This is a genomic window from Brevibacterium sp. CBA3109 (assembly GCF_040256645.1).
Lineage (GTDB): Bacteria > Actinomycetota > Actinomycetes > Actinomycetales > Brevibacteriaceae > Brevibacterium > Brevibacterium koreense.
Map to the genome: position 1 here is coordinate 2,078,975 of NZ_CP158281.1, position 22,283 is coordinate 2,101,257.

Sequence of the window (22,283 nt, forward strand, 5' to 3'; positions counted from 1 at the left end):
CCAGCGGCCACGAAGCGGATCACGGGCGGTTTCACATGGAATTCGACAGCCAGTAGAGATAGACTGAACTGGCAAGAAGAGCCATCTCTTCGAAGGACAAGGACACCGTGGGAACACTGGGCGAACTCGAACGCAGCGTCATGGACGCCATCTGGGTACATGATGATGGATTGAGCGCGGCCGAACTCCGCGATGTGCTGGCAGCACGCGACCTCGCACTGACCACCGTCCACACCGTCCTCACCCGGCTGGAGAAGAAGGGCTTCGTCACTCGCGACCGCAGCATCCGCCCACATCGCTACCTCGCGGTTTCGACGCGCGAAGACCATGTCGCAGAGCTGATGACCGAAGTCCTGTCACAGGCTCCGGATCGCCAGGCCGTTCTTGCCCGATTCCTCGGCACCGTGTCGGAGGCCGATACGAAGGCTCTGCGCAATTTGCTGGGACGCAATCACTCGACCAACTCCTGAAGCAGGTCGTTTTCGAGCATGAGCATCGTGGGATCCGTCCTCGCGGTACTTGCATTTCTCTTAGCGTGGCCGGTTCCGGCCGCGCTCTCCCGTTTTCGGGGAGACCCTATTTCGAAGGTCATCTTGTGGCAGGCCGTCGGCCTTTCCGGTGGCCTCTCACTCATCGGAACAGCGCTGGCTTTCGCTGTTGCCCCCGCCTCGCGCAGCCTGCCTGAGGGGCTTTGGCAGCTTGCCAGAGGACAGTCGCACGCTCATCTCACTGTCTTCGCCTGGATTTTCCTCATCATCGCGGTGGCACTCATCGGACGACTGTTGGGATGCCTCGCCCTGACGTTCTACTCCGCGCGCAAGACTCGAATTCGCCATGATGAGATCCTGCATCTGCTCAGCGAACCGTCCGCGACGTACTCGGATACGCGGATCATCACGACCGATGAGGCTGTCGCCTATTGCCTGCCCCAGGGTCCGCGCAAAGGCACTACGGTGCTCTCAACCGGGTTGCTCGAAGTCCTCAGCGAGGACGAGCGCACGGCCGTCATCGCCCATGAGAGAGCTCATCTGGACTTCCGCCACGACGTGCTCGTGATTCCCTTCGCCGCGTGGCACCGTGCTTTGCCGTTCTTCTCGGCCACCGCGATCGGCCTCAACTCCGTCAATGGCCTGATTGAACTCATGGCCGATGACCAAGCGCGCGAAGATGTCGATCCGGCGATTCTGTCGCTGGCAGTGCGTGAAGCGGCACGCATCAGCCCCGAACATCGCAGCGATCTCTCGGACCAGCGGATCGACCGTCTCTCACGGCCCCTGGACCCTGCGCGGGTGCCGGTGCGCGTGACGTCGACCCTCGTAGCATTGGGCTTGCTGCTCGCCCCCAGCCTGTTGCTCTTCGTCCCCATCGCTCCCGGATTCTGACTCGCCGCGCCACTCCGGTGGACCCTCCGGAGCCCACCGGTTCGACTCCCGGAGGGCTCACATGCTTGACTCAGCTATCGATGCGTTCGGCGTCGAGAACAGCGGCTCCCGAGACGATGAAGTCTTTTCGCGGGCCGACAGACGAGCCCATCAGAAGCTCGAAGGTGTTCTCTGCCGCCTCGGCGTCGGCCATTGTGACCCGACGCAGTGTGCGCATGCTCGGGTCCATCGTGGTCTCCGCCAACTGGTCGGCATCCATCTCGCCAAGTCCCTTGTAGCGCTGGATGGGTTCCTTGTACGTCTTCTTCGACTTCTCCAGCTTCTTCAGCAGTGCATGGAGTTCTGCCTCGCTGTACGTGTAGATGACGTCGTTGCGCGTGCCCCGCTTCGTGACCACCTCCACACGGTGCAGGGGCGGCACAGCCGCGAACACTCGTCCCTGTTCGACCAGTGGCTTCATATAACGGAAGAACAGGGTCAGCAGCAGGGTGCGGATGTGAGCGCCGTCGACGTCAGCATCGGTCATGATGATGACACGTCCGTAGCGGGCCACATCAATGTCGAAGCTGCGGCCGGACCCGGCCCCGATGACCTGGATCAGAGCAGCACATTCGACGTTGGCCAACATGTCCGACAACGACGCCTTCTGCACGTTGAGGATCTTGCCGCGGATCGGAAACAGTGCCTGATGGTCGGAGTTGCGAGCAGCTTTCGCGGTTCCCATCGCGGAGTCACCCTCGACGATGAACAACTCCGTGTTCTCCACCCCGTTGTCACGGCAGTCGTAGAGTTTGGCTGGCAGAGACGACGCTTCAAGCGCAGTTTTGCGACGCTGGTTCTCTTTGTGTGTGCGGGCCGAGATGCGCGACTTGAGCTCTGCAACCACCTTCTCCATGAGGACGGCAGCCTGTTGCTTCTCTGCGCGCTTGGTCGAAGACAGGATTTCGCCCAGCTGCTTCTCAACCGTTTTTGCCACGATCTGTTTGACCGCAGCCGTACCCAGGACTTCCTTGGTCTGCCCTTCGAACTGAGGCTCGGCCAACTGCACCGTGATCACAGCGGTCAGACCGGCCAGGACGTCGTCTTTCTCGAGCTTGTCCTTGCCCAGCTTGAGTTTGCGGGCGTTGGCCTCGACGGCCTTGCGCATGGCCTTGAGGCTGGCCTGTTCGAAGCCTGCCAAGTGGGTTCCGCCGTGGGGAGTGGACACGACGTTGACGAAGGACTTGACCTTCGTGTCATAGCCCGTCCCCCACCGCAGGGCGATGTCAACGCCGACTTCGCGCTCGACCTCTTTCGAAACCAGGTGACCCGAGGAGTCGAGCACCGGTACTGTCTCGCTGAACTTTCCAGTGTCCTGCAGACGCCAAGTGTCAGTAATCGGAGGGTCAATCGAGAGATGGTCGACGAATTCGGTGATGCCGCCGTCGAAGCGGAAAACCTCGAGGCGTTCGGCGATAACCTCGCCAGTCTCGTCACGAGCGACTCCACGACGGTCTTCGATCCGCAGCTCGAGCCCAGGTACGAGGAACGCCGTCTGGCGTGCACGCTCGACGAGGTGCTGGTAGTCGAACTGGGCTTTGGACAGGAAGATCTGCGGGTCAGCCCAATACTGAACGCGGGTGCCCGTGACTCCCCTCTTCGCCTTCCGGACGACGTCGAGTCCGGTCGGCTCCTGAAATTCTTCGAACGGGTTGTCGGGGCCGGGCTGGCCGGAGGAATCGTCGAAACGTCCCGGCACACCTCGATGGAAGGACATCTTGTGAACCTTCGATCCGCGTGTGACTTCGACATCGAGCCGGGCGGAGAGTGCGTTGACGACGGAGGCACCGACGCCATGGAGACCACCGGACGCGGCATAAGAACTGCCACCGAACTTGCCTCCGGCATGGAGTTTGGTCAGGACCACCTCGACGCCGGTCAACCCGGTCTTGGGCTCGATGTCCACGGGGATGCCCCGTCCGCTGTCCGTGACCGCCACCGAACCATCAGGTTCGAGTTCGATGAGGATCGACTTGCCGAAGCCGCCCAGAGCCTCATCGACGGCATTGTCGATGATCTCCCACAGGCAGTGCATCAGCCCTCGGGAATCCGTGGTCCCGATGTACATGCCCGGGCGTTTGCGAACTGCCTCGAGGCCCGACAACACCGACAGATGCCTGGCGCCGTAACTTTCCTCTTCCACACGCTTCCTCTCGTTCGATTAAATTCTAATCGCTCAACCCGATCTGTCGATGCCATTGCGAGCCGTGTCTCGCTCCGATTGCGCCGAATGCCACCGTTGGCGGCATATTTGCTGGAACAATGGCACCATGTCTCCACCTCGCCGCGCTCTGATCCCCGTCCTGTGCGCCATTCTCGCACTGCAGGGGCTGGCCGGGTGCGGTTCGAACCCGCCTCCACCCGACTCATCCACTCCGGTGGCGCCCGAAGGGATGTCTGACCCCAAGGGCTCTGAAGCCCGGGACGCCCCGACGACACAGCCCGGAACCGATCTCAGCGGTCGCACCGTCGCCATCGACCCCGGCCACAACGGCGGCAACGCCTCGCACCCGAACACGATCACTCGCCCGGTGCCCGATGGACGAGGCGGGACCAAGGCGTGCAACACCACGGGAACGGCAACCGACTCCGACTACCCTGAATCCGACTTCACCTGGGGCGTCGGTCAGAAACTGAAGCACGACCTAGAAGATGCCGGCGCCGAGGTTGTCATGAGTCGCGATGACAACGACAGTGTAGGCCCCTGCGTCGACGAACGCGGTACATTCGCCGATGACGCCGACCTCATGATCAGCATCCACGCCAACGGAAGCGAATCGACGAAGGCCAAGGGCTTCCATGTCATCGTCGCGCAGCCGGGCAGGTCCGAAACAGTCGAAGACGACTCGAACCGCCTCGCCGATGCCATGAGCAAGGCCATGGCTGACCCGTTCACCCCCAACACCGCATATGGGAAGAACGCAATCAGCCGGCGCCCCGACTTGGCGGGACTCAACAACGCCTCTGTTCCTGCCGTCATCGTCGAATGTGGTGAGATGCGCAATCCCGACGAAGCCAAGACGATGGAATCGAAATCCGGTCAGCAGAAGTACGCTGAAGCGCTGATGCAGGGCATCGTCGACTGGTACTGAACGGTCCTCGAGTGGTCCTGAGTTTGCGTCGAGCGAACCTGAACGCGTCGGGCTGCACAGGTCATGCAATAGCCAAATCGCCTGCGGTCGCGACAGTTCGCGTCCGCAGGCGATCATGGTCACCGGGCTCATGCCCTGAGGCCGCAGCCATGGCAGGAGACAGTTGTCTCAGTCGAGGTAGTCCCGCAGAACCTGTGAGCGCGAAGGGTGTCGCAGCTTCGCCATGGTCTTGGACTCTATCTGGCGGATACGCTCACGCGTGACTCCGTAGACCTTCCCGATCTCATCCAGAGTCTTCGGCTGGCCGTCGTTGAGGCCGAAGCGCATCGACACGACACCGGCTTCACGTTCCGACAAGGTGTCGAGAACCGAGTGCAGCTGTTCCTGCAGCAGGGTGAAGCTGACCGAGTCTGACGGTACGACCGCTTCGGAGTCCTCGATGAGGTCACCGAACTCCGAGTCACCATCTTCACCGAGCGGCGTGTGCAGCGAGATGGGCTCGCGGCCGTACTTCTGAACCTCAACGACACGTTCAGGTGTCATGTCGAGTTCCTTGGCGAGTTCCTCCGGGCTCGGCTCACGTCCGAGATCCTGCAGCATCTGACGCTGGACACGAGCAAGCTTGTTGATGACCTCGACCATGTGCACGGGAATGCGAATGGTGCGAGCCTGATCGGCCATGGCACGGGTGATAGCCTGACGGATCCACCACGTGGCGTATGTCGAGAACTTGAAGCCCTTCGTGTAGTCGAACTTCTCGACTGCACGGATGAGGCCCAGGTTGCCCTCCTGAATCAGGTCGAGGAAGAGCATTCCACGACCGGTGTAGCGCTTAGCCAACGAGACGACGAGACGCAGGTTCGCCTCGAGGAGGTGGTTCTTCGCAATGCGACCGTCGTGGATAATCCACTTGTAGTCCATAGACTCACGCGGTTCGGTGATGCCACCGGCATCGAGAAGATGCTCGGCGTACATTCCGGCTTCGATGCGCTTGGCCAGATCGACCTCTTCGGCCGCATTGAGCAGTGCGACCTTGCCAATCTGCTTGAGGTAGTCCTTGACCGGATCGGCGGTGGCTCCCGCCGAGACGACCTGCTGTGCAGGAGCATCTTCTTCGTCGGCGTCGGAGACGATGAAGCCGCCAGCTTCTGTAACAGCGGCGTTCTTCTCTTTCTCTTCGGAGTTCTTCGTCTCGGTCGCCTCAGCTGGGCTCTGCTCAGTCCCGAGAGTGTCGGTTGCCGGCTCGACTGCCTCGCCCGCTTCGAGCGCGTCATCGGACTTCTTCTTCGCCCCCGCGGCCTTAGTGGGCTTCGCAGCCGTCTTTTTGGCACCGGTGGTCTTCGCCACCTTTGCGGCGGTCGGTTTCGTCGCGGCAGTTTTGGCGGTCGCCGTCTTTCGGGCCGCGGTGGTCTGCTTGGTCCCGGTTTCCGCAGCGGTCGCTGAAGCCGATGTCTTCGTCGTCTTCGTGGCTCCCTTCGACGCCGCAGTGGTCTTGGATCCAGCGGTGGAGGTCTTGGCGGCCGTTCCCTCCGACTTTTCCGTCACCGTCGTGGATTCCTTGTCGACTCTCGGCACGTGTTCACCTTTCGCGAGCGTTGAAACTTCTCGAATGCACCAGGACATTACTAAGACCCATGTCAAGAGGTCCAGGTATCGGGCCCGGGGGGAACACAGAGTTCGCCCATGATGCTATGACAGGGTCAACACCCAATTTTCGCACGATATTCCCGGCTTGGCGAATTGAGCCCTTGACGCTGGCTCCGGCCCGCGCGCCGAGGTCTTCCCTGAGAGCCGACACCGCATCGTAGAGCTCATCCGGGGCCGCGTCGTGCTGACATCAGCCAGCGTGGGAGATACCCCTGTTCAACCGCGTCCAGGATCAGGGTGGCCATCGCGTGGTCAGCGTCGAGTTCGAGTCCTGCCTGGGCGTACTGCTCTGCCATCGTCGAGCCTCCCAACGACCATTCGAACCATGCGATCACAGCATATGCGGTGGCGCGGACGTCGGGATGACCCAGGGGTATGTAGGCCCTGAGGAACTCGATGCCCAGCTGAACATCGCGAGGGAGAGGAGCACGCGGAGAGAGCCCCACCATGTGCTGTGCAGCCTGCGGAGACAACGCATATCTCTGCGCGCGAAGGTGGAGCTGACCCGGACCGCACGTCTCAATGTCAGCCGGCGCGAAATTCGGGTGATCAAAGCTGAGGATCATTTCGAGTGCGTCCCGAGACCATTTTTCGCTGAGGATCGCGTCGACTGACTTGATCGTCTGCAGCGTCATCAACTCTGCCACGGCAGCCCGGTCGATGGTGTCCTCCCCTTCCCTTAGGCGGGCCAGCCGCGGGTACAGGTTGGAAAGGACGTCGAAGCCATCGGCGATGGTCAGCCAGGTGTCGCAGTGACCGTTGCGACTCACAGTGAATTCTGCTCTCGACACGGGCCTGACGACGAGTTCCTGCGGTGATGCTGCAGGAGAGGAACCCGCCGCGACGAGTTCGGTTGCACAGGCCGATGTCGAGGCGGCTTCAAGCAGTGTGCTGATCTGCGCATCGCCGTCGATGCGGCCAAATCGCTCCTCGCTGACCCACCATGCGCTCAGCGTGTCGATGCCTCGCTCTTCCAGCGACAGCGCAATCTCATCGATGGCCGCCCGGATGAGATCTCGATGGACGCGCGGGTACTCATCACCGAGTGCCCCGACTCCCGCGCGAATCGCCTCTGGCGTGCCGCACTGGTAGTCCGAGTCGTAGAGAACGAGGAACACCCCCGTTGCAGTGCACGCTCCAGTGATGAGATCGCTGTACCACTGCCCGCCCTCGGCCACGAGATGGGCGGCAGTCTCCAAGTCGAAGTCGATGCGCAACGTCGTCGCACATGTCTGGGTGCCGCGTTCGTCGGGTCCCACGATGACAGCCACGAGGCTCTCCCGTGGAATGTAGCCAAGAGTGTGGGGCACGATTCCGATGATGTCTTCTGCTGTCTTCGCTGTGGTCTCCATGGCATCACTTCAGCTCCGGAACTGCCGGATTGGCCAGAGTGAGCTGAGCGCATGTGGAAACACCTGAGGTGTCCACAGCCCAAACGCACTCAAGTGTGGGCCGATATCCCCACGCAATGTCGCGCAGAATTGCCACCACGGCTCAACTGGCATACAAGTGAGGGGTGGCAAAACGACGGATATACACAGCACCTGGCTCACAAGTCGTCGAAATCTCGACCGGCACCGCGCGCCTGGAGAAGGTCGACGGGGAGGCCGACAGCTATGTCCTCCATGTCAATGGCGTGCCGTCCTCGTCGATCACTCTGAGCGAGCCGACTCGTCTGGACTTTGAATATCTGGATTGGATGTCGCGGATCATCGATGTCCAGTTTGCGGCCGGCCCGCTGCGAGCAGTCCACATCGGTGCTGCCGGATGCGCACTCGCCCGTGCCCTCCATGCCCAGCGACCGGGTTCGAAGCAGACAGCGATCGACATCGACTCAGCTCTCCTCGACTACTCTCGCACCTGGTTCGATCTTCCGCGAGCCCCTGGGCTGGCTCTGCGTGCCGGAGACGGCGCTGTCGAAGCGGAGAAGTTCCGTCCCGACACTCTTGACGTGCTCATCCGTGACGCCTTCGACCATGACTCCGTGCCGCCAACCCTCCAGACCTCGGAGTTCTTCACCACCTGCGCGCGGATCCTCAAAGACTCAGGCATCTATATCGCCAACGTCCCCGATTCTGGCAACCACCGCGTCCTCAGAGCCGAGCTTGAGCTGCTGAAACCTGCTTTCGAACATGTCGCGGCGGCTGCCGAGCCCGGAATTCTCAAAGGTCGCAGACGCGGGAACGTGGTCGTCATCGCCTCGAACTCCCCACTGCTCGCGCCCGACCTCGATAGAAGTCTGCGCACTGCGGCGACAATGGCGACATTCCTGACGGGGCAAGGCCTGATGTCGAGACTGGGACTGTGACGGAACACACCAGCAGTGAATCTTTGCTTCCAACTACTCCCGGTGAGAAAAGTTCGGCATAATGGAATGCCGATTGGGAAGGTGAGATGACCGAGACTTCAGAAATACGCGTCGAGCAGATCAAGCTTGACGAGCTCTATGCACGACTCGACGAATTGCGGGATGAGGCAACGGCCCGACTGGGTACTGTGAGGATCTCCGAAGTCGGCGGCAATCATCAGCACCGGAGTGAACGGGATGCGTTCGCCACCCTGTATGAGGACCAGCTGATCCGGCTCAACAGCGCCGAGGACGGCCTGTGCTTCGGTCGTCTGGATCTGCAATCAGACGCCGAGCCCAGCTACATCGGACGGATCGGGCTCACCGATGCCAACCGACAGCAGATTCTCATCGACTGGCGTGCACCGGCATCGGAGCGCTTCTACCAGTCGACTGCCGCCAACCCGGCGGGAGTCGTCCGTCGACGCCATCTGGTGACGAAGAACCGCACGGTCACAGATCTCGAGGACGATGTGCTCGACATCGAGGCTCTCGACGATGCGCAACGATCGAACCTGCAGGGCGAGGGCGCGCTGATCGCGGCACTGACTAATCACCGGACCGGTCGAATGGGCGATATCGTCGCGACCATTCAGGCAGAACAGGATGCCATCATCCGCCAACCGCTCCAAGGTGTGCTCGTGGTACAGGGCGGCCCCGGTACAGGAAAGACGGCGGTGGCACTCCATCGCGCGGCCTTCCTCCTCTATCGGCATCGGGAGCGCATCGCCAAATCAGGTGTGCTCCTGGTCGGACCCTCCGCAGTGTTCCTCAAGTACATCGAGAAGGTCCTGCCCAGCCTCGGTGAGACGGGTGCGCTTCTGCTCACACCGGGCCAGCTGTACCCAGGTCTCGAGACCGAGCTGACCGACGACACGAATGTGGCAGTGATCAAGGGCCGGTCCGAGATGGCTGCGGTGCTGAAGAATCACATCGCAAACTACGAGCGGATCCCCGACCAGAACGAAGAGCTGCGCGTCGGCTCACACACCATCTGGCTGCGCCGCCGCGACGTGCGCGGTGCCCGCGATCGAGCCCGCCGGAGCGGGGATGCTCACAACGCCGCCCGGAACGGCTTCGTCTCCGGTCTGCTCAAGACCCTCGCAGAGGATTTGGCACGGCAGATGGGGCTCGACGGTGCCGGTGAGAGACTGCCGGAGCTGATGGACGAGCTGCGTTCGAGCGTGGACGTGCGCCGAGCACTCAATCTCGCCTGGTTCCCGATCAGTCCCGCTGCGGCGCTGCGTGCACTGCTGTCCAAACCACACAAGTTGCAGGCCGCTGCCAGACACCTGCTCTCGCCAGAGGATCAGAAGACGCTGATCCGCCCGGCCAATGCCGAACTCACCGTTGAAGACGTTCCCCTCCTTGATGAGCTCGCCGAGCTGCTGGGCAGCAGTCCACAGCAGACCGCGGCTCGTGACGAGTCCGCTCGTGAGTATGCCGAAGCGGTCCTCGATATGACGGACACCTCGGCCCTCATCGATGCCGAGACGCTCGCCGCCAGGTGGGAGGAAGAGGGCCCGACGGTCACCCTGGCCGAGCGGGCGCTCGACGATCGCGAATGGACCTACGGCCACCTCGTCGTCGACGAGGCTCAGGAGCTTTCACCCATGCAGTGGCGGGTGCTCTTCCGGCGAGTTCCGTCAAAATCCGCGACTGTGGTGGGTGACCTGGCACAGTCCTCACACGTGGACAACACCCGGACATGGAATTCCATCCTGTCCGAGTTCGTCGGGGACCGCTACGCTCTGCAGGTGCTCACCGTGTCCTATCGGACACCTCAGTCGGTGATGGACCTGGCCAACCGATACCTGCACCGTCATTTCCCTCAGCTCGAACTCGTCGAGTCCGTCCGACAGGGCGGCCCCGACCCCCGGATGGAATCGTTCGCTTCGTCTCAGGAAGTGGTCAATGCTCTCGTTCCTACTGTCAGAGACGAGGTCGAATCGGTGGAAAGCGGCAAGATCGCTGTGATCGCACCTGTCGATCTCATCGATTCCGTCGCCGAGGTGCTCACCGGCTTCGACATCGGCCGTTCGGTCACCGGCCTCGACCATCAGATCGCGGTCATCACTGCACAGCAGGCGAAGGGTCTGGAGTTCGATTCCGTCGTCATCGTCGAACCGGGGCTGATCGCCCCCGCCGGTCATGAGGATGGGGTCGGCGCACTCTATGTGTCGCTGACGCGCACCACAGATCGGCTGCGGATCCTTGCCGCTGCATCGACCGAACTGAGCGAGCTCATCGCCGACTGAGTCAGCGCAGTCTCCCTCACGTCCACCGGACCTGATCGGAGGCAGACAGAGGGCGCATCGGAATCATCTCCGATGCGCCCTCTGTTGCACTCCGCGCAGACTTCTGGCCGATGATCAGGCTTTTGGGTCCTCGCGGAAAAGTAAAGGGCCGCTTAACGGTTCGGCTTCCCCTCCGAACCGCAAGCGGCCGCGCGCCAGAAGCGCGCACTGTCAATGTTACACAAGAATCGGTGCGCTGGACTACTCCGCTCACAGAATTCTGAGGTGATTTTCCTAGGGTTGGAAATCTTCGGGGGTCGCCTGCCTGGCGTCACCCGACTTCAGTGCCGCATCCGCACGCAGTGAGTCGATCGCCGTCTCAAAGTCTTCGAGGGAATCAAAGCCCTGGTAGACGCTGGCGAATCGCAGGTAGGCGACCTGGTCGAGCTCCCGCAGGGGCTCGAGGATACTCAGACCCACCTCGTCGGCGTCGATCTCAGCAATTCCCTTGGAGCGGATGTCCTCTTCGACCTTCTGTGCCAGCTTCGCCAGGTCGTCGTCGTTGACGGGCCGTCCCTGGCAGGCCTTGCGCACACCCGACATGATCTTCTGACGGGAGAACTCTTCGGTCACGCCGGAGCGTTTGATCACCGACAGGCTGGTCGCTTCCATGGTGGTGAAGCGGCGCCCGCAATGACGGCACTGACGCCTGCGACGGATCGCGGCACCATCTTCGCTGGTCCGCGAATCGACGACTCTGGAATCTGATTCACGACAGAAGGGACACCGCATATCTACTCCTCGAACCTGATGCTGACGGCCCGACCGTGGGCAGGGAGCTGTTCGCTGTCCGCCAGCACCTCGATGTGTTCGGCAACCTCGGCGAGGGCCGAACGGTCATAGTCGATGACCTGGCTGACCTTGATGAATGAGTGCACACCCAGCCCAGATCCGTGGGCGGCCGTTCCCATCGTGGGCAGGACATGATTCGATCCTGCGCAGTAGTCGCCCAGGGACACCGGCGCCCAGTCTCCGACGAACACCGCTCCCCCGTTGGTGATCCGTGCGGCAACAGAAGGAGCGTCGGCGGTGTGGACCTCGACATGTTCTCCGGCGTACCCGTTGACGACGTTGATGCCCGCGTCCAGATCATCGACGAGGACGATGGCGGACTGCTTCCCCGCCAGGGCGATGCCGATCCGCGCCTCATGGGCTGCGGCGGGGACCTGGGCTGCGAGTTCTGCCTGTACTCGCTCAACCAACTCAGTCGAATCGGTGACGAGGACGGAGGCAGCCAGTTCGTCGTGTTCGGCCTGACTGATGAGATCGGCGGCAACGAACGCTGGATCTGCTGTCGAATCGGCGAGCACGATGATCTCGGTGGGTCCGGCTACCGCGTCGATGCCCACCTGTGTTCGCATGAGAGATTTCGCGGCGGCGACGTAGGCATTGCCTGGGCCGGTGATGAGGTCAACGGGTTCCAGCTGCTCCTCATCGTCAAGGCCGTAGGCGAGAGCACCGATTGCTTGGGCACCGCCCATGGCCCAGACTTCATCGACGCCGAGGATATGGGCTGTGGCGAGCACCGTGGGGTGGGGCAGTCCATTGCTCTGGGGCGGGCTGGCAATGGCCAGTGAGGCAGACCCTGCCGCCTGTGCCGGCACGACGTTCATCACGACGGTCGATGGATACACGGCAAGTCCGCCGGGCACATAGAGGCCGACTCGTTCAATCGGCAGGTGCCGTGTGGTCACGTGCGCTCCGGAGGACAGCTCTGTGCGGACGTCATTGGGGCGCTGGTCGTCGGCGACCTTCCTGGCCCGCGAGATCGATTCGACCAGGGCCGCTTTGACGGAAGGATCCAATTCATCTTCGGCGCGCTTCAGCTCGGAGACGGACACACGCAGAGACTCGAGTTCGACCGAGTCGAATCTCGCAGTGAATTCCTTCACGGCACGACTGCCCCCGGCCTGCACCTGGCTCAGCAACTCGGCCACCCGTCGTTCGATACCGGCATGCGTGTCGGCGGCACGGGGCAGCCGCTGCTTGAGGAATCTCTTGCTCAGTTTCTCACCGCGGAAGTCCAGTATGTTCACTCGCACCATTCTAGGCCCCTTCCCTTCACCGATTGCCTCTGCTTCCGTTTCGGGCGACCAGGCAGTGCCTCAGGCGCTCAGGCAGCGAGACCCCAACAGTGCCTTGAGATCACCGTAGAGGCTCGGGTTGGGGTCGACGCGGATAGCGCGGTCGAGTCGCATCACCGTGTGTCTGCCGGGCTGCGAGAGGACCAGGTGCACATCGGTCTGCCCCTTGTGTGATTCGAGGACCCGGAGCAGCTTGGATGCCATCTCCTCCGTCGCCTTCTCCATCGGCAGCATCAGGTTGAGGGGCCGGTCCTTCGGATCGGTGACGTCAGGGATCGTCATCGACATCGCCATCATCGAGGTCGGCCGATCATCGGAGAGGCGGATGCGTCCGGTCAGGCTGATGACGAGATCGGTGGCCAGCAGGCTCGCCACTGGTTCGTAGGTGTCGCCGAAGAACATGACCTCTATCTCGGCTTCGAGGTCCTCCACAGTCACAATCGCATACGGTTTGCCCGAGTTCTTCGAGACCTTGCGCGCAACCTGGGTGATCATGCCGCAGATCTTCACCTGAGAACCGTCGTGGCGATGGGTCTCCGGATCCACCACATCGGCGATGGAGGCCTCCGATTCGGCGGCGAGGACGCCCTCAAGGCCGTTGAGGGGGTGGTCGGAGACATAGAGGCCGATCATGTCGCGCTCGAATGCCAGCTTCTCCTTCTTCTCCCATTCGGGTCGATCGGGAATCGCCACGGAGAAGCTCGGTTCGTCATCGTCGCCGCCGAGCCCGGCGAACAGGTCAAACTGTCCATTGGCTTCTTGACGCTTGACGCCGATGACGGAATCCACTGCTTCTTCGTGCACTTCGACGAGTGATCGCCGGGTCTGTCCCAATGAGTCGAAGCCGCCGGCCTTGATGAGCGATTCGATCGTGCGCTTGTTGCATACGTGGCTGGGCACCTTGTCGAGGAAATCCGTGAATGAGGTGAATGCCCCCTTCTCTTCACGTGCTTCGACAATGCCGTCAACGACGTTGGCACCAACGTTGCGCACAGCACCCATGCCGAAGCGAATATCCTCACCGACTGGTGTGAAGTGCAGAGCCGAATCGTTGACATCTGGTGGCAGCACTGTGATGCCCAGCCGACGGCACTCGTTGAGGTAAATGGCAAGTTTGTCCTTGTTGTCGCCCACCGAGGTGAGCAAGGCTGCCATGTACTCCGCCGTGTAGTGAGCCTTGAGGAACGCGGTCCAGTAGGACACGAGACCGTAGGCGGCCGAGTGGGCCTTGTTGAACGCATAGTCAGAGAAGGGCAGCAGAATGTCCCATAGTGCCTGAGCCGCTGCCTCGGAGAAGCCGCGTTCCTTCATTCCTCCGAAGAAGCCCACCTGCTGTTTGTCCAGCTCGGACTTCTTCTTCTTGCCCATCGCACGACGAAGAATGTCTGCTTGACCCAGCGAATACCCGGCGACCTTCTGCGCGATCGCCATCACCTGCTCCTGGTAGATGATGAGTCCGTAGGTGGTGCCGAGGATGTCCTCGAGCGGCTCTTCGAGCTCCGGGTGGATCGGCGTGACGTCCTGCAGTCCGTTCTTGCGCAGTGCGAAGTTCGTGTGGGAGTCGGCTCCCATCGGGCCCGGACGGTAGAGCGCAATCGTCGCGGAGATGTCTTCGAAGTTGTCCGGCTTCATCAGCCGCAGCAGGGCACGCAGTCCGCCACCGTCGAGCTGGAATACACCGAGGGTGTCACCGCGAGAGAGCAGATCATAGGCGCCTCGATCGTCGAGGTCGAGGTGTTCCAAGTCGAGATCGTCATCGCGGTTTGCCTTGATGTTCTCCACAGCGTCGGAGATGATCGTGAGGTTTCGCAGCCCCAGGAAGTCCATCTTGATCAGTCCGAGGCCCTCGGAGGTGGGGTAGTCGAACTGGGTGATGACCTGGCCGTCTTGGAACCGGCGCATGATCGGGATCACGTCGATGATCGGATCCGAGGACATGATGACTCCGGCTGCGTGGACTCCCCACTGCCGTTTCAGACCCTCGATGCCCTTTGCGGTCTCGAAGGTCTCACGGGCATCCGTGTCCGAGTCGACGAATGCTCTGAACTCCCCTGCCTCGTTGTGGCGCTTGGATTCGGTGTTCTCGATATCGGCCAGCGGAATGTCCTTGGCCATCTCGGCTGGTGGCAGCGCCTTCGTCAGGCGCTCCCCCATGGAGAACGGTTTGCCGAGGACTCGTGCGGAGTCCTTGAGCGCCATCTTCGTCTTGATCGTGCCATAGGTGACGATCATCGCAACCCGTTCGTCGCCGTATTTCCGTGTCACATAGTCGATGACTTCGCCGCGGCGGCGATCATCGAAGTCGACGTCGAAGTCGGGCATGGAGACACGGTCAGGGTTGAGGAAGCGCTCAAAGAACAGTCCGTGCTTGAGCGGATCGAGATCGGTGATGCGCATCGCGTAGGCGACCATGGAACCGGCACCCGAACCGCGCCCCGGACCCACACGGATGCCGTTGTCCTTGGACCAGTTGATGAAGTCGGCGACGACGAGGAAATAGCCGGGGAAGCCCATTGAGATGATGACGTCGAGTTCGTAGTCGGCCTGCTTGCGCACATCGTCGGGAATTCCTCCCGGATACCGATACTCGAGCCCGGTCTGGACCTCTTTGACCAGCCAAGAGGTTTCGTCCTCTCCGGGCGGGCAGGGGAACTTCGGCATATAGTTCGCAGACGTGTCGAAGGAGACTTCGCACTTCTCAGCGATCTCGAGCGTGTTGTCGCAGGCTTCCGGGAACTCGGAGAACAGCGCCCGCATCTCCGCGGGTGATTTGAGATAGTAGCCGGATCCGGAGAAGGCGAAGCGCGAGCCGCCTTGGTCATAGGTGGGTTCGATCAGCTTCGACCCGGATTGGATGGCCAGCAGCGCCTCGTGCGCCTTCGCATCTGACTCATGTGTGTAGTGCAGGTCGTTGGTCGCAACCAGCGGGATGTCCATCTCCTTTGACAGACGGATCAGATCCTTGGTCACTCGTTTCTCGATGGAGAGCCCATGATCCATGAGTTCGACGTAGTAGTTGTCTTTGCCGAATATCTCACGGTACTTACCGGCCGCAGCCTTGGCCTCTTCGTACTGTCCCAAGCGCAACCGCACCTGGATCTCCCCCGATGGACAGCCTGTGGTCGCGATCAGCCCGTCAGAATAGGTTTCAAGCAGGTCTTGGTCGATGCGCGGCCATTTGCTGAACACCGAATCGAGGGAGGCGTAGGACGAGGCCTTGAACAGATTGCGCATGCCCGTATTGTTGCGAGAGAGCAGCGTCATGTGGGTGTAGGCACCACCGCCGGACAGGTCGTCGCGTTTCTGCGACTCGTCCGTGCGCCATTTCACCCTCGTCTTGTCACGGCGATCCGTGCCCGGGGTGACATAGGCTTCAACACCGATGATGGGCTTGATGCCGGCGGCAGTCGCCTGTGACCAGAAGTCGAAGGCTCCGAACAGGTAGCCGTGATCTGTGGTCGCGATGGCCGACATTCCGGAGGCTTTGGTCGCGGCCATCAAGTCCGTGAGTCGGGCTGCTCCGTCCAACATCGAGTATTCGGTGTGGACGTGAAGATGGACGAAATCGTCTTTCGGCACTGGCAGCCTTCCCTCAGATATGACCGTTGTTGCGACACCCAGCTTAGACCATCGAAGGCTCGCCCAGCGGAGCCTCGGCGGCCGACAAACGGGAAGTCGTCGAGGTCATGATGCGGCCTTCTGGGTGCTCACTGGCGCCTGGGCTCAGGGTGTGCGGATGCGGTCGATCGCGTACTGCAGATCGTCGGGGTACCCGCTCTCGAATTCGACCCACTCGTTCGAGTTGGGATGATGGAACCCGAGTTTGACAGCGTGCAGCCACTGACGTTCCAGACCAAGATCCTTAGCCAGGACCGGATCAGCCCCGTAGGGAAGATCACCGACGCAGGGGCGTTTGAGCGCGGAGAAATGAACTCGAATCTGGTGGGTCCGCCCGGTTTCGAGATGAACTTCGACCAGGGAGGCTCGGCGGTGCGCTTCGAGCACCTCATAGTGGGTGATCGCGTTCTTCCCTCCGCTGTGGACCGCATAGAGGCCGTCATGTCGCGGGTTGCGAGCGATGGGCGCGTCAATTGTACCGAGGACGGGATCCGGCAGTCCTTGGACCACCGCGTGATAGGTCTTCTCAACGGTGCGTTCCTTGAACGCACGTTTGAGCACGCTGTAGGCGTACTCGCTCTTCGCGATAACCATCAGGCCCGAGGTGCCCACATCCAGGCGCTGTACGATCCCCTGACGTTCAGGCGCACCCGAAGTGGCGATCCTGAAACCGGCGGCGGCGAGTCCACCCACGACGGTCCTTCCCTTCCACCCCAGTGCCGGATGTGCGGCCACGCCAACGGGCTTGTCGACCACGACGAAGGAATCTTCGTCATGGACGATCTTCATCCCCGGCACCGGATCGGCAACGACTTCCAAGGGGCGCGGAGGCTCAGGCATCATGATGTCCAAGCGTGCACCGGCTTCGACGCGGTCTGATTTCGCCACGACGTGTCCGGACAGCTGCACGCCCCCTTCTGCGCAGATGTCGGCAGCTGCTGTACGGGAGAGTCCCAACAGCTTCGACAGCGCCGAGTCCACCCGCTGGCCGTCGAGGCCCTCGGGTACCAGGATTGAGCGTTCAGCCATGTGTGTCCTCTCCGACCGTGCTCGCGTGCTTCGAGTCCGATCCGTCCAGTTCAATGCCTTTGAGGCTTGCCACCACGAGGGTGACCGCCGCTGCGGATATCGCAATGTCGGCGACATTGCAGATGAAAAACGATAGGTCGATGAAATCGACGACGGCGCCGTGGAGGAAACCAGGCTGCCGGAACAGCCGATCCACGAGATTGCCGAACAGTCCGCCCAACAGCAGTCCGAGTCCGATGGCCCACGCCACAGAACCCAACTTCCTCGACAGCATGATGATCGCTGCGAACACAGCGATCGCGATGAGGGGGAAGATCCAGGTCACACCAGACCCGAGGCCCAGCGCCGCTCCGGGATTCCGATAGAAGTTGAAGCCCGCCAGAGCACCGATGACTGAGATCGGCTCCTGCCCTTCGAGGAACCTGACCGCGAGGAACTTGGTGAACTGATCCACCACGAGGACGATCACGGCTATGCCGAACAACGCCCCGAGCATTCTGCGCCGCCGGGGTCTCGTGTCAGTGGCATCATCGTTCATTTGGCTCATTCTAACTTACTGTCTCAGGACACGAAGGCGCTGGCTGCGAAGCTCTGCTCCGACGCACGGGAGCACGAACAAGGCCCGGGATCTCCATAGAGTTCCCGGACCTTGCGTGTCTGCTGTGACGAATCAGAGTTTGTGATTCGACGACGAACCGAAGGTGCTCCCGTCCAGGGTCTCCGGTGCCAGACTCGTTGAGTTTTCGAGGTCGCGCAGCTGATCGTTGAGGTAGCTCTTCAGACGCGTCCGGTACTGACGCTCGAAGTTCGACAGCTGGTCGATGGAACGCTCGAGAGTCGACTTCTGCGTTTCCAGAGTCGACAGGATCTCATCGCGCTTCGTCTCGGCCTTGCCGACGATGTCCTTGGCTTCGGTTTCAGCGCTCTTGATGAGCTCGTCGCGACGGCGTTCGCCCTCTGCCACGTGCTCGTCGTGGACGCGCTGAGCAAGAGCGATGAGCCCGTGGGCGTCGCCGTCTCCACTGCCCAAGGTCGATCCGAGCCCGAGTCCAGCGGCACTGCCTGTTGCTGCAGGTGCAGCACTGTCCATGGCTGGAGCAGATTCCTTCGAAGCTGGCGCCTGCGCAGCGGGAGCTGCTTCCTTGACTGCAGGTGCTGATGGCTGCTCGGTCGCTTCCGACACAGCAGGAGCTGCGGGAGCCTTCTCCTGCTCCGGCGCCTCGGTCTCCTTCGGCGAAGAGGGAGCCGGCACCGCTGCAGGCATTGCCTGGGTGGCGTCGGTATCCTCAGCAGGTGCGGCAGGAGATGCCCCGCCAGCGTCGAGTTCCTTGACGCGCTGTTCCGCGGTGGACAGCTTCTGACGAAGTTCGTCGTTCTCCTGGTAAAGGCGGCGAATCTCTACGACAACCTCATCGAGGAAATCGTCGACTTCATCCTGGTCGTACCCGTCGCGGAACTTCACATGCTGGAACCGCTTGTTTACTACGTCTTCAGGCGTGAGCGCCATGAGGTCACCTTTGGTCGATCTACATTCATTACGCTGCCGCCATCAAGACGGCTTCAACGTCACATTAGCGTAACACCTGCAGTTTTGTCCTGCAGAAATGCCGTGTCACGTATTCATTGACAAAATTTCCCGCATCGAGCCTAACAACACCTGGAACCATTCGGCCAACTGAGACTCAGATCCAGTAGGTGACTGCCATGTCGGCAATAGGCCCAGAACGGAGTGAGAGCAGGGGCCGGAGGTGATCCGGACTCACTGTTTCAGGCTGTCAGATTCCTACGCCCAGATTCAGGCCGTCACCCTCGAGAAGTTGAACAGCACCGATGCGAGAATCTGAATACCGATCAGCAGCACGATGAAGCCCAGATCCAGTGAGATCTGTCCCAACCGCAAGGGTGGAATCACCTTGCGCAGCAGACGCAGTGGCGGATCGGTCAGTGTGTACACGATCTCGGCCAGCACGAGGAAGAAGCCGGCGGGCTTCCATTCGCGCGAGAAAACCTGCACGAGGTCGAGGACCACCCGTGCCAGGAGAACATAGACGTAAAGACTGAGTGCTGTGCCGAGGATGTAGAAGATGATGGCCACGTGTTTCCTCGTGCCTTTCTTTGGTGCTTAGCTGTCGATACCCAGCGTATACGTCCGAGCTGAGGATGAGATAAGAACGACCTCAATTGAAGGTCGGAGCACTCAGCTCTGGTTGAAGAAGCTCGCCTGGGTGTCCGGATCCGACTCGTTCTCTCCGCTGACCTCGATGTTCTCGGGGGTGAGGAGAAACACCTTGTTGGTCACGCGCTCGATGGAACCGTGCAGGCCGAAGATCAGACCGGCAGAGAAGTCAACGAGTCGCTTCGAGTTGTTCTCGTCCATCTCGGAGAGATTCATGATCACCGGTGTTCCCTCGCGGAACGCGGCACCGATCACCATTGCGTCATTGTAGCTGCGGGGGTGGATTGTCTTGATGCGGTTCATGGAGATTCCTGGCGCGGGAGAGTCAACTGGGCGAATCGGTGACGGATGGATCGGCGTCACTTGGGCAGGGGGCCGTTCCTCGTCCTCGACATGGTCGTCGACGGGCTCTTCGTAGGTGTCGATGATCTCACGGTCACGACGTTCCATGGGCTCGTCCTCTTCTTCGACGAAACCCAGGTATTCCAGCGTCTTCTTTATTGCTGACATTTTTCCACTCCTCGGCCTTCGGCACTTCCTCGCCTGCCGCCAAACTATCTCAACTGACCAGCTTGGCTGGTGAGTCTCATGGGTGTGTCGTGGGGTTTTCTTCCTGCAGCCAGACCACGCCTGCGAATCGGCCGGTGCTGCGTTGTCTCCGGTAGGAGAACAGATCCTCGGATTCCCGTGTGCAGGTACGGGAGAAATGGTCGATGCACGCACCTGCGCGTCGCAGCTGTTCGGCCACTGCCCCCGCGACGTCGATCGCTGGGGTCCCGGTCACGGACACCGAGGCGGCCACAGGCTCGATCGCGGCAACTTCTTCCCGCAGCGCGGCGGGAACTTCGTAGCAGCGCGGGCACACTGACGGCCCGATGATCGCATGAATGTCAGTCGCGCCCAGGTGTTGCATTTCAGCGATCGTCTCCGGCACGACCCCTGCTGCCATGCCGGGGCGTCCGGCGTGAATCGCGCCGATGACACCAGCCTCCGGGTCCGCGAGCATGATCGGTGTGCAGTCTGCCACCATGATCGCCAATCCGATACCGGCGCGTGTCGTGACCTGCGCGTCTGCCGTCACAGGATCGTCCCGCAGCTGCTCTGGCGAATCGATGATGGCCACATCGGTTCCGTGGACCTGGGAAACGAAGCTCAGTCGCTCACCGCTCAGCCCGAGAACCTGGGCCAGAGCGGCGCGGTTTGCGGCGACGAGCTCATTGTCATCCCCGACGTGTCGGGCGAGGTTGAACGATGACAGGTCACCCCTCGAGTAGCCGCCGTGCCGGTCGGTGAACGCCACATGTGCGTTCAGCCTTCCGGGAACGACGAATCTCGAGTGCAGCATCTTACTTCAGGAAATCCGGGATATCGAGATCGTTGTCGAGGCTCGAGTTGCTGCGCTCGCTGGGCAGGGAGGTCGGGATCTGATGCTCGTCGCGGCGAGATTCGGGCTCGCCGTCTCCTGCTGTCTCTGCCTGTTCCGCTGGCGCTGATTCGACATCTGCCGGGTTCGTCGCCATCGGAATCGAGGCGGGGGCAGCTTCAGCTGGGGCTGAATCCTGGCCGGCGACCGTGTTGTCGAACCCTGCTGCGATCACGGTGACTCGGCATTCGTCGCCGATGTTGTCGTCGATGACTGCACCGAAGATGATGTTGGCTTCGGGGTGTGCCGCTTCCTGCACCAGTCGGGCTGCTTCGTTGACTTCGAACAGGCCGAGGTCTGCACCGCCCTGGATGCAGAACAGTACGCCGTGGGCACCGTCGATGCTGGCCTCGAGCAGCGGTGAGGCGATGGCGGACTCGGCTGCCTGTACGGCGCGGTCATCACCGGTGGCCGCTCCGATGCCCATCAGGGCGGTGCCGGCATCCTGCATCACGGACTTCACGTCGGCGAAGTCGAGGTTGATCAGTCCCGGGACGGAGATGAGGTCGGTGATGCCCTGGACGCCGGAGCGCAGAACCTCATCGGCCGAGCGGAACGCGTCGACGACGGACACGCTGCGGTCTGAGATGGAGAGCAGTCGGTCGTTCGGGATGACGATGAGGGTGTCGACCTCTTCGCGAAGCGCGGCGATGCCAGCCTCGGCCTGCGCGGAACGGCGGCGCCCCTCGAACGTGAATGGGCGTGTGACGACGCCGATCGTCAGTGCTCCCAGGGAACGTGCGACACGGGCGACGACCGGGGCCGCACCTGTGCCCGTTCCTCCGCCTTCACCGGCGGTGACGAAGACCATGTCGGCACCCTCGAGGGCGTCGCGGATGGCTTCTTCGCTGGAGTCTGCAGCCTTGCGGCCGATCTCCGGGTCAGCACCGGCGCCGAGTCCGCGAGTCTGGTCGCGGCCGATCTCCAGCTTCACATCTGCGTCCGAAAGCACGAGGGCCTGGGCATCGGTGTTGATCGCGATGAACTCCACGCCGCGCAGTCCGACGTCGATCATCCTCTGAACAGCGTTGACACCGCCGCCGCCGGTACCGGCAACTTTGATATCCGCTCCGGATTGTGGGAATTCAGCCAAGTCGGTTCCTCTTTCGGCGCATCGTCCACGCATCATCTGCGTGCAAATTCGAAAAG

At 61.6% G+C, this 22,283-nt stretch carries 18 protein-coding genes; 5 read left to right on the top strand and 13 right to left on the bottom strand.

What is annotated here, in order from left to right:
- The first annotated feature begins 107 nt into the window (after positions 1–107).
- Positions 108–470 carry a BlaI/MecI/CopY family transcriptional regulator gene (locus tag AAFP32_RS09625; RefSeq protein ID WP_009884389.1) on the top strand — a complete coding sequence of 121 codons (363 nt, stop codon included), beginning with the start codon at positions 108–110 and terminating at the stop codon, positions 468–470.
- Between the two features lie 18 nt (positions 471–488).
- Entirely contained in the window at positions 489–1,382 is an 894-nt protein-coding gene (locus AAFP32_RS09630) for a M56 family metallopeptidase (RefSeq protein ID WP_350268949.1), read from the top strand.
- A gap of 70 nt (positions 1,383–1,452) precedes the next feature.
- On the opposite strand, the gene AAFP32_RS09635 is transcribed toward AAFP32_RS09630, so the two are convergent.
- Positions 1,453–3,564 (bottom strand): DNA topoisomerase IV subunit B, encoded by a 2,112-nt coding sequence (locus tag AAFP32_RS09635; protein WP_350268950.1) that lies wholly within the window; start codon positions 3,562–3,564, stop codon positions 1,453–1,455.
- Between the two features lie 127 nt (positions 3,565–3,691).
- Here AAFP32_RS09635 and AAFP32_RS09640 point away from each other — a divergent pair, with 127 nt between their 5' ends.
- Complete coding sequence (locus AAFP32_RS09640; protein WP_350268951.1) at positions 3,692–4,513, top strand: N-acetylmuramoyl-L-alanine amidase; 822 nt, start codon at positions 3,692–3,694, stop codon at positions 4,511–4,513.
- Between the two features lie 168 nt (positions 4,514–4,681).
- Here AAFP32_RS09640 and AAFP32_RS09645 read toward each other — a convergent pair whose 3' ends face one another.
- Together AAFP32_RS09645 and AAFP32_RS09650 are read right to left on the bottom strand one after the other, a co-directional pair.
- Positions 4,682–6,136, bottom strand: a complete 1,455-nt coding sequence (locus AAFP32_RS09645; RefSeq protein ID WP_420883369.1) for an RNA polymerase sigma factor — start codon at positions 6,134–6,136, stop codon at positions 4,682–4,684.
- A gap of 188 nt (positions 6,137–6,324) precedes the next feature.
- Positions 6,325–7,512, bottom strand: coding sequence for a DUF4192 family protein (locus AAFP32_RS09650; protein WP_350268953.1), 1,188 nt, complete (start codon positions 7,510–7,512; stop codon positions 6,325–6,327).
- Positions 7,513–7,676: 164 nt separating this feature from the next.
- Between AAFP32_RS09650 and AAFP32_RS09655 the strand changes: the two genes are divergently transcribed.
- Entirely contained in the window at positions 7,677–8,468 is a 792-nt protein-coding gene (locus tag AAFP32_RS09655; protein WP_350268954.1) for a fused MFS/spermidine synthase, read from the top strand.
- 86 nt (positions 8,469–8,554) lie between these two features.
- Positions 8,555–10,765: a HelD family protein gene (locus AAFP32_RS09660; protein WP_350268955.1), complete on the top strand. Its 2,211-nt coding sequence runs from the start codon at positions 8,555–8,557 to the stop codon at positions 10,763–10,765.
- 273 nt (positions 10,766–11,038) lie between these two features.
- Here the strand turns inward: AAFP32_RS09660 and nrdR are convergent, their stop codons facing one another.
- From nrdR to ftsZ, 10 genes are all read right to left on the bottom strand, one after another.
- Positions 11,039–11,536: a transcriptional regulator NrdR gene (nrdR, locus tag AAFP32_RS09665; RefSeq protein ID WP_101618475.1), complete on the bottom strand. Its 498-nt coding sequence runs from the start codon at positions 11,534–11,536 to the stop codon at positions 11,039–11,041.
- Positions 11,537–11,538: 2 nt separating this feature from the next.
- Complete coding sequence (gene hisD / locus AAFP32_RS09670) at positions 11,539–12,849, bottom strand: histidinol dehydrogenase (protein WP_350268956.1); 1,311 nt, start codon at positions 12,847–12,849, stop codon at positions 11,539–11,541.
- Positions 12,850–12,909: 60 nt separating this feature from the next.
- Positions 12,910–16,419, bottom strand: coding sequence for a DNA polymerase III subunit alpha (gene dnaE / locus AAFP32_RS09675; protein ID WP_350271485.1), 3,510 nt, complete (start codon positions 16,417–16,419; stop codon positions 12,910–12,912).
- Positions 16,420–16,611: 192 nt separating this feature from the next.
- Positions 16,612–17,535, bottom strand: a complete 924-nt coding sequence (locus tag AAFP32_RS09680; protein WP_350268957.1) for an RluA family pseudouridine synthase — start codon at positions 17,533–17,535, stop codon at positions 16,612–16,614.
- Complete coding sequence (locus AAFP32_RS09685) at positions 17,528–18,073, bottom strand: signal peptidase II (protein ID WP_350268958.1); 546 nt, start codon at positions 18,071–18,073, stop codon at positions 17,528–17,530. Before AAFP32_RS09685 ends, AAFP32_RS09680 begins: the two co-directional genes overlap by 8 nt.
- A gap of 132 nt (positions 18,074–18,205) precedes the next feature.
- Positions 18,206–19,042 (bottom strand): DivIVA domain-containing protein, encoded by an 837-nt coding sequence (locus AAFP32_RS09690; RefSeq protein ID WP_350268959.1) that lies wholly within the window; start codon positions 19,040–19,042, stop codon positions 18,206–18,208.
- A 288-nt stretch (positions 19,043–19,330) separates the two neighbouring features.
- A complete protein-coding gene (locus AAFP32_RS09695; RefSeq protein WP_143923775.1) occupies positions 19,331–19,630 on the bottom strand; it encodes a YggT family protein in 300 nt (99 codons plus the stop codon).
- Positions 19,631–19,732: 102 nt separating this feature from the next.
- On the bottom strand, positions 19,733–20,221 hold the full coding sequence (locus AAFP32_RS09700) for a cell division protein SepF (protein ID WP_350268960.1): 489 nt from the start codon (positions 20,219–20,221) through the stop codon (positions 19,733–19,735).
- 76 nt (positions 20,222–20,297) lie between these two features.
- A complete protein-coding gene (pgeF, locus tag AAFP32_RS09705) occupies positions 20,298–21,056 on the bottom strand; it encodes a peptidoglycan editing factor PgeF (protein WP_350268961.1) in 759 nt (252 codons plus the stop codon).
- Between the two features lies 1 nt (position 21,057).
- Positions 21,058–22,227, bottom strand: a complete 1,170-nt coding sequence (gene ftsZ / locus AAFP32_RS09710; RefSeq protein ID WP_350268962.1) for a cell division protein FtsZ — start codon at positions 22,225–22,227, stop codon at positions 21,058–21,060.
- Between the last annotated feature and the right edge of the window lie 56 nt (positions 22,228–22,283).

Bases quoted from the DNA above. Each gene is read 5' to 3' on its own strand.
- AAFP32_RS09630 (WP_350268949.1), top strand. From the start codon at position 489: ATGAGCATCGTGGGATCCGTCCTCGCGGTACTTGCATTTCTCTTAGCG.
- AAFP32_RS09640 (WP_350268951.1), top strand. From the start codon at position 3,692: ATGTCTCCACCTCGCCGCGCTCTGATCCCCGTCCTGTGCGCCATTCTC.
- AAFP32_RS09645 (WP_420883369.1), bottom strand. From the start codon at position 6,136: ATGTCCTGGTGCATTCGAGAAGTTTCAACGCTCGCGAAAGGTGAACAC.
- AAFP32_RS09650 (WP_350268953.1), bottom strand. From the start codon at position 7,512: ATGGAGACCACAGCGAAGACAGCAGAAGACATCATCGGAATCGTGCCC.
- AAFP32_RS09660 (WP_350268955.1), top strand. From the start codon at position 8,555: ATGACCGAGACTTCAGAAATACGCGTCGAGCAGATCAAGCTTGACGAG.
- nrdR (WP_101618475.1), bottom strand. From the start codon at position 11,536: ATGCGGTGTCCCTTCTGTCGTGAATCAGATTCCAGAGTCGTCGATTCG.
- hisD (WP_350268956.1), bottom strand. From the start codon at position 12,849: ATGGTGCGAGTGAACATACTGGACTTCCGCGGTGAGAAACTGAGCAAG.
- dnaE (WP_350271485.1), bottom strand. From the start codon at position 16,419: ATGTTGGACGGAGCAGCCCGACTCACGGACTTGATGGCCGCGACCAAA.
- AAFP32_RS09680 (WP_350268957.1), bottom strand. From the start codon at position 17,535: ATGGCTGAACGCTCAATCCTGGTACCCGAGGGCCTCGACGGCCAGCGG.
- AAFP32_RS09685 (WP_350268958.1), bottom strand. From the start codon at position 18,073: ATGAACGATGATGCCACTGACACGAGACCCCGGCGGCGCAGAATGCTC.
- AAFP32_RS09690 (WP_350268959.1), bottom strand. From the start codon at position 19,042: ATGGCGCTCACGCCTGAAGACGTAGTAAACAAGCGGTTCCAGCATGTG.
- AAFP32_RS09700 (WP_350268960.1), bottom strand. From the start codon at position 20,221: ATGTCAGCAATAAAGAAGACGCTGGAATACCTGGGTTTCGTCGAAGAA.
- pgeF (WP_350268961.1), bottom strand. From the start codon at position 21,056: ATGCTGCACTCGAGATTCGTCGTTCCCGGAAGGCTGAACGCACATGTG.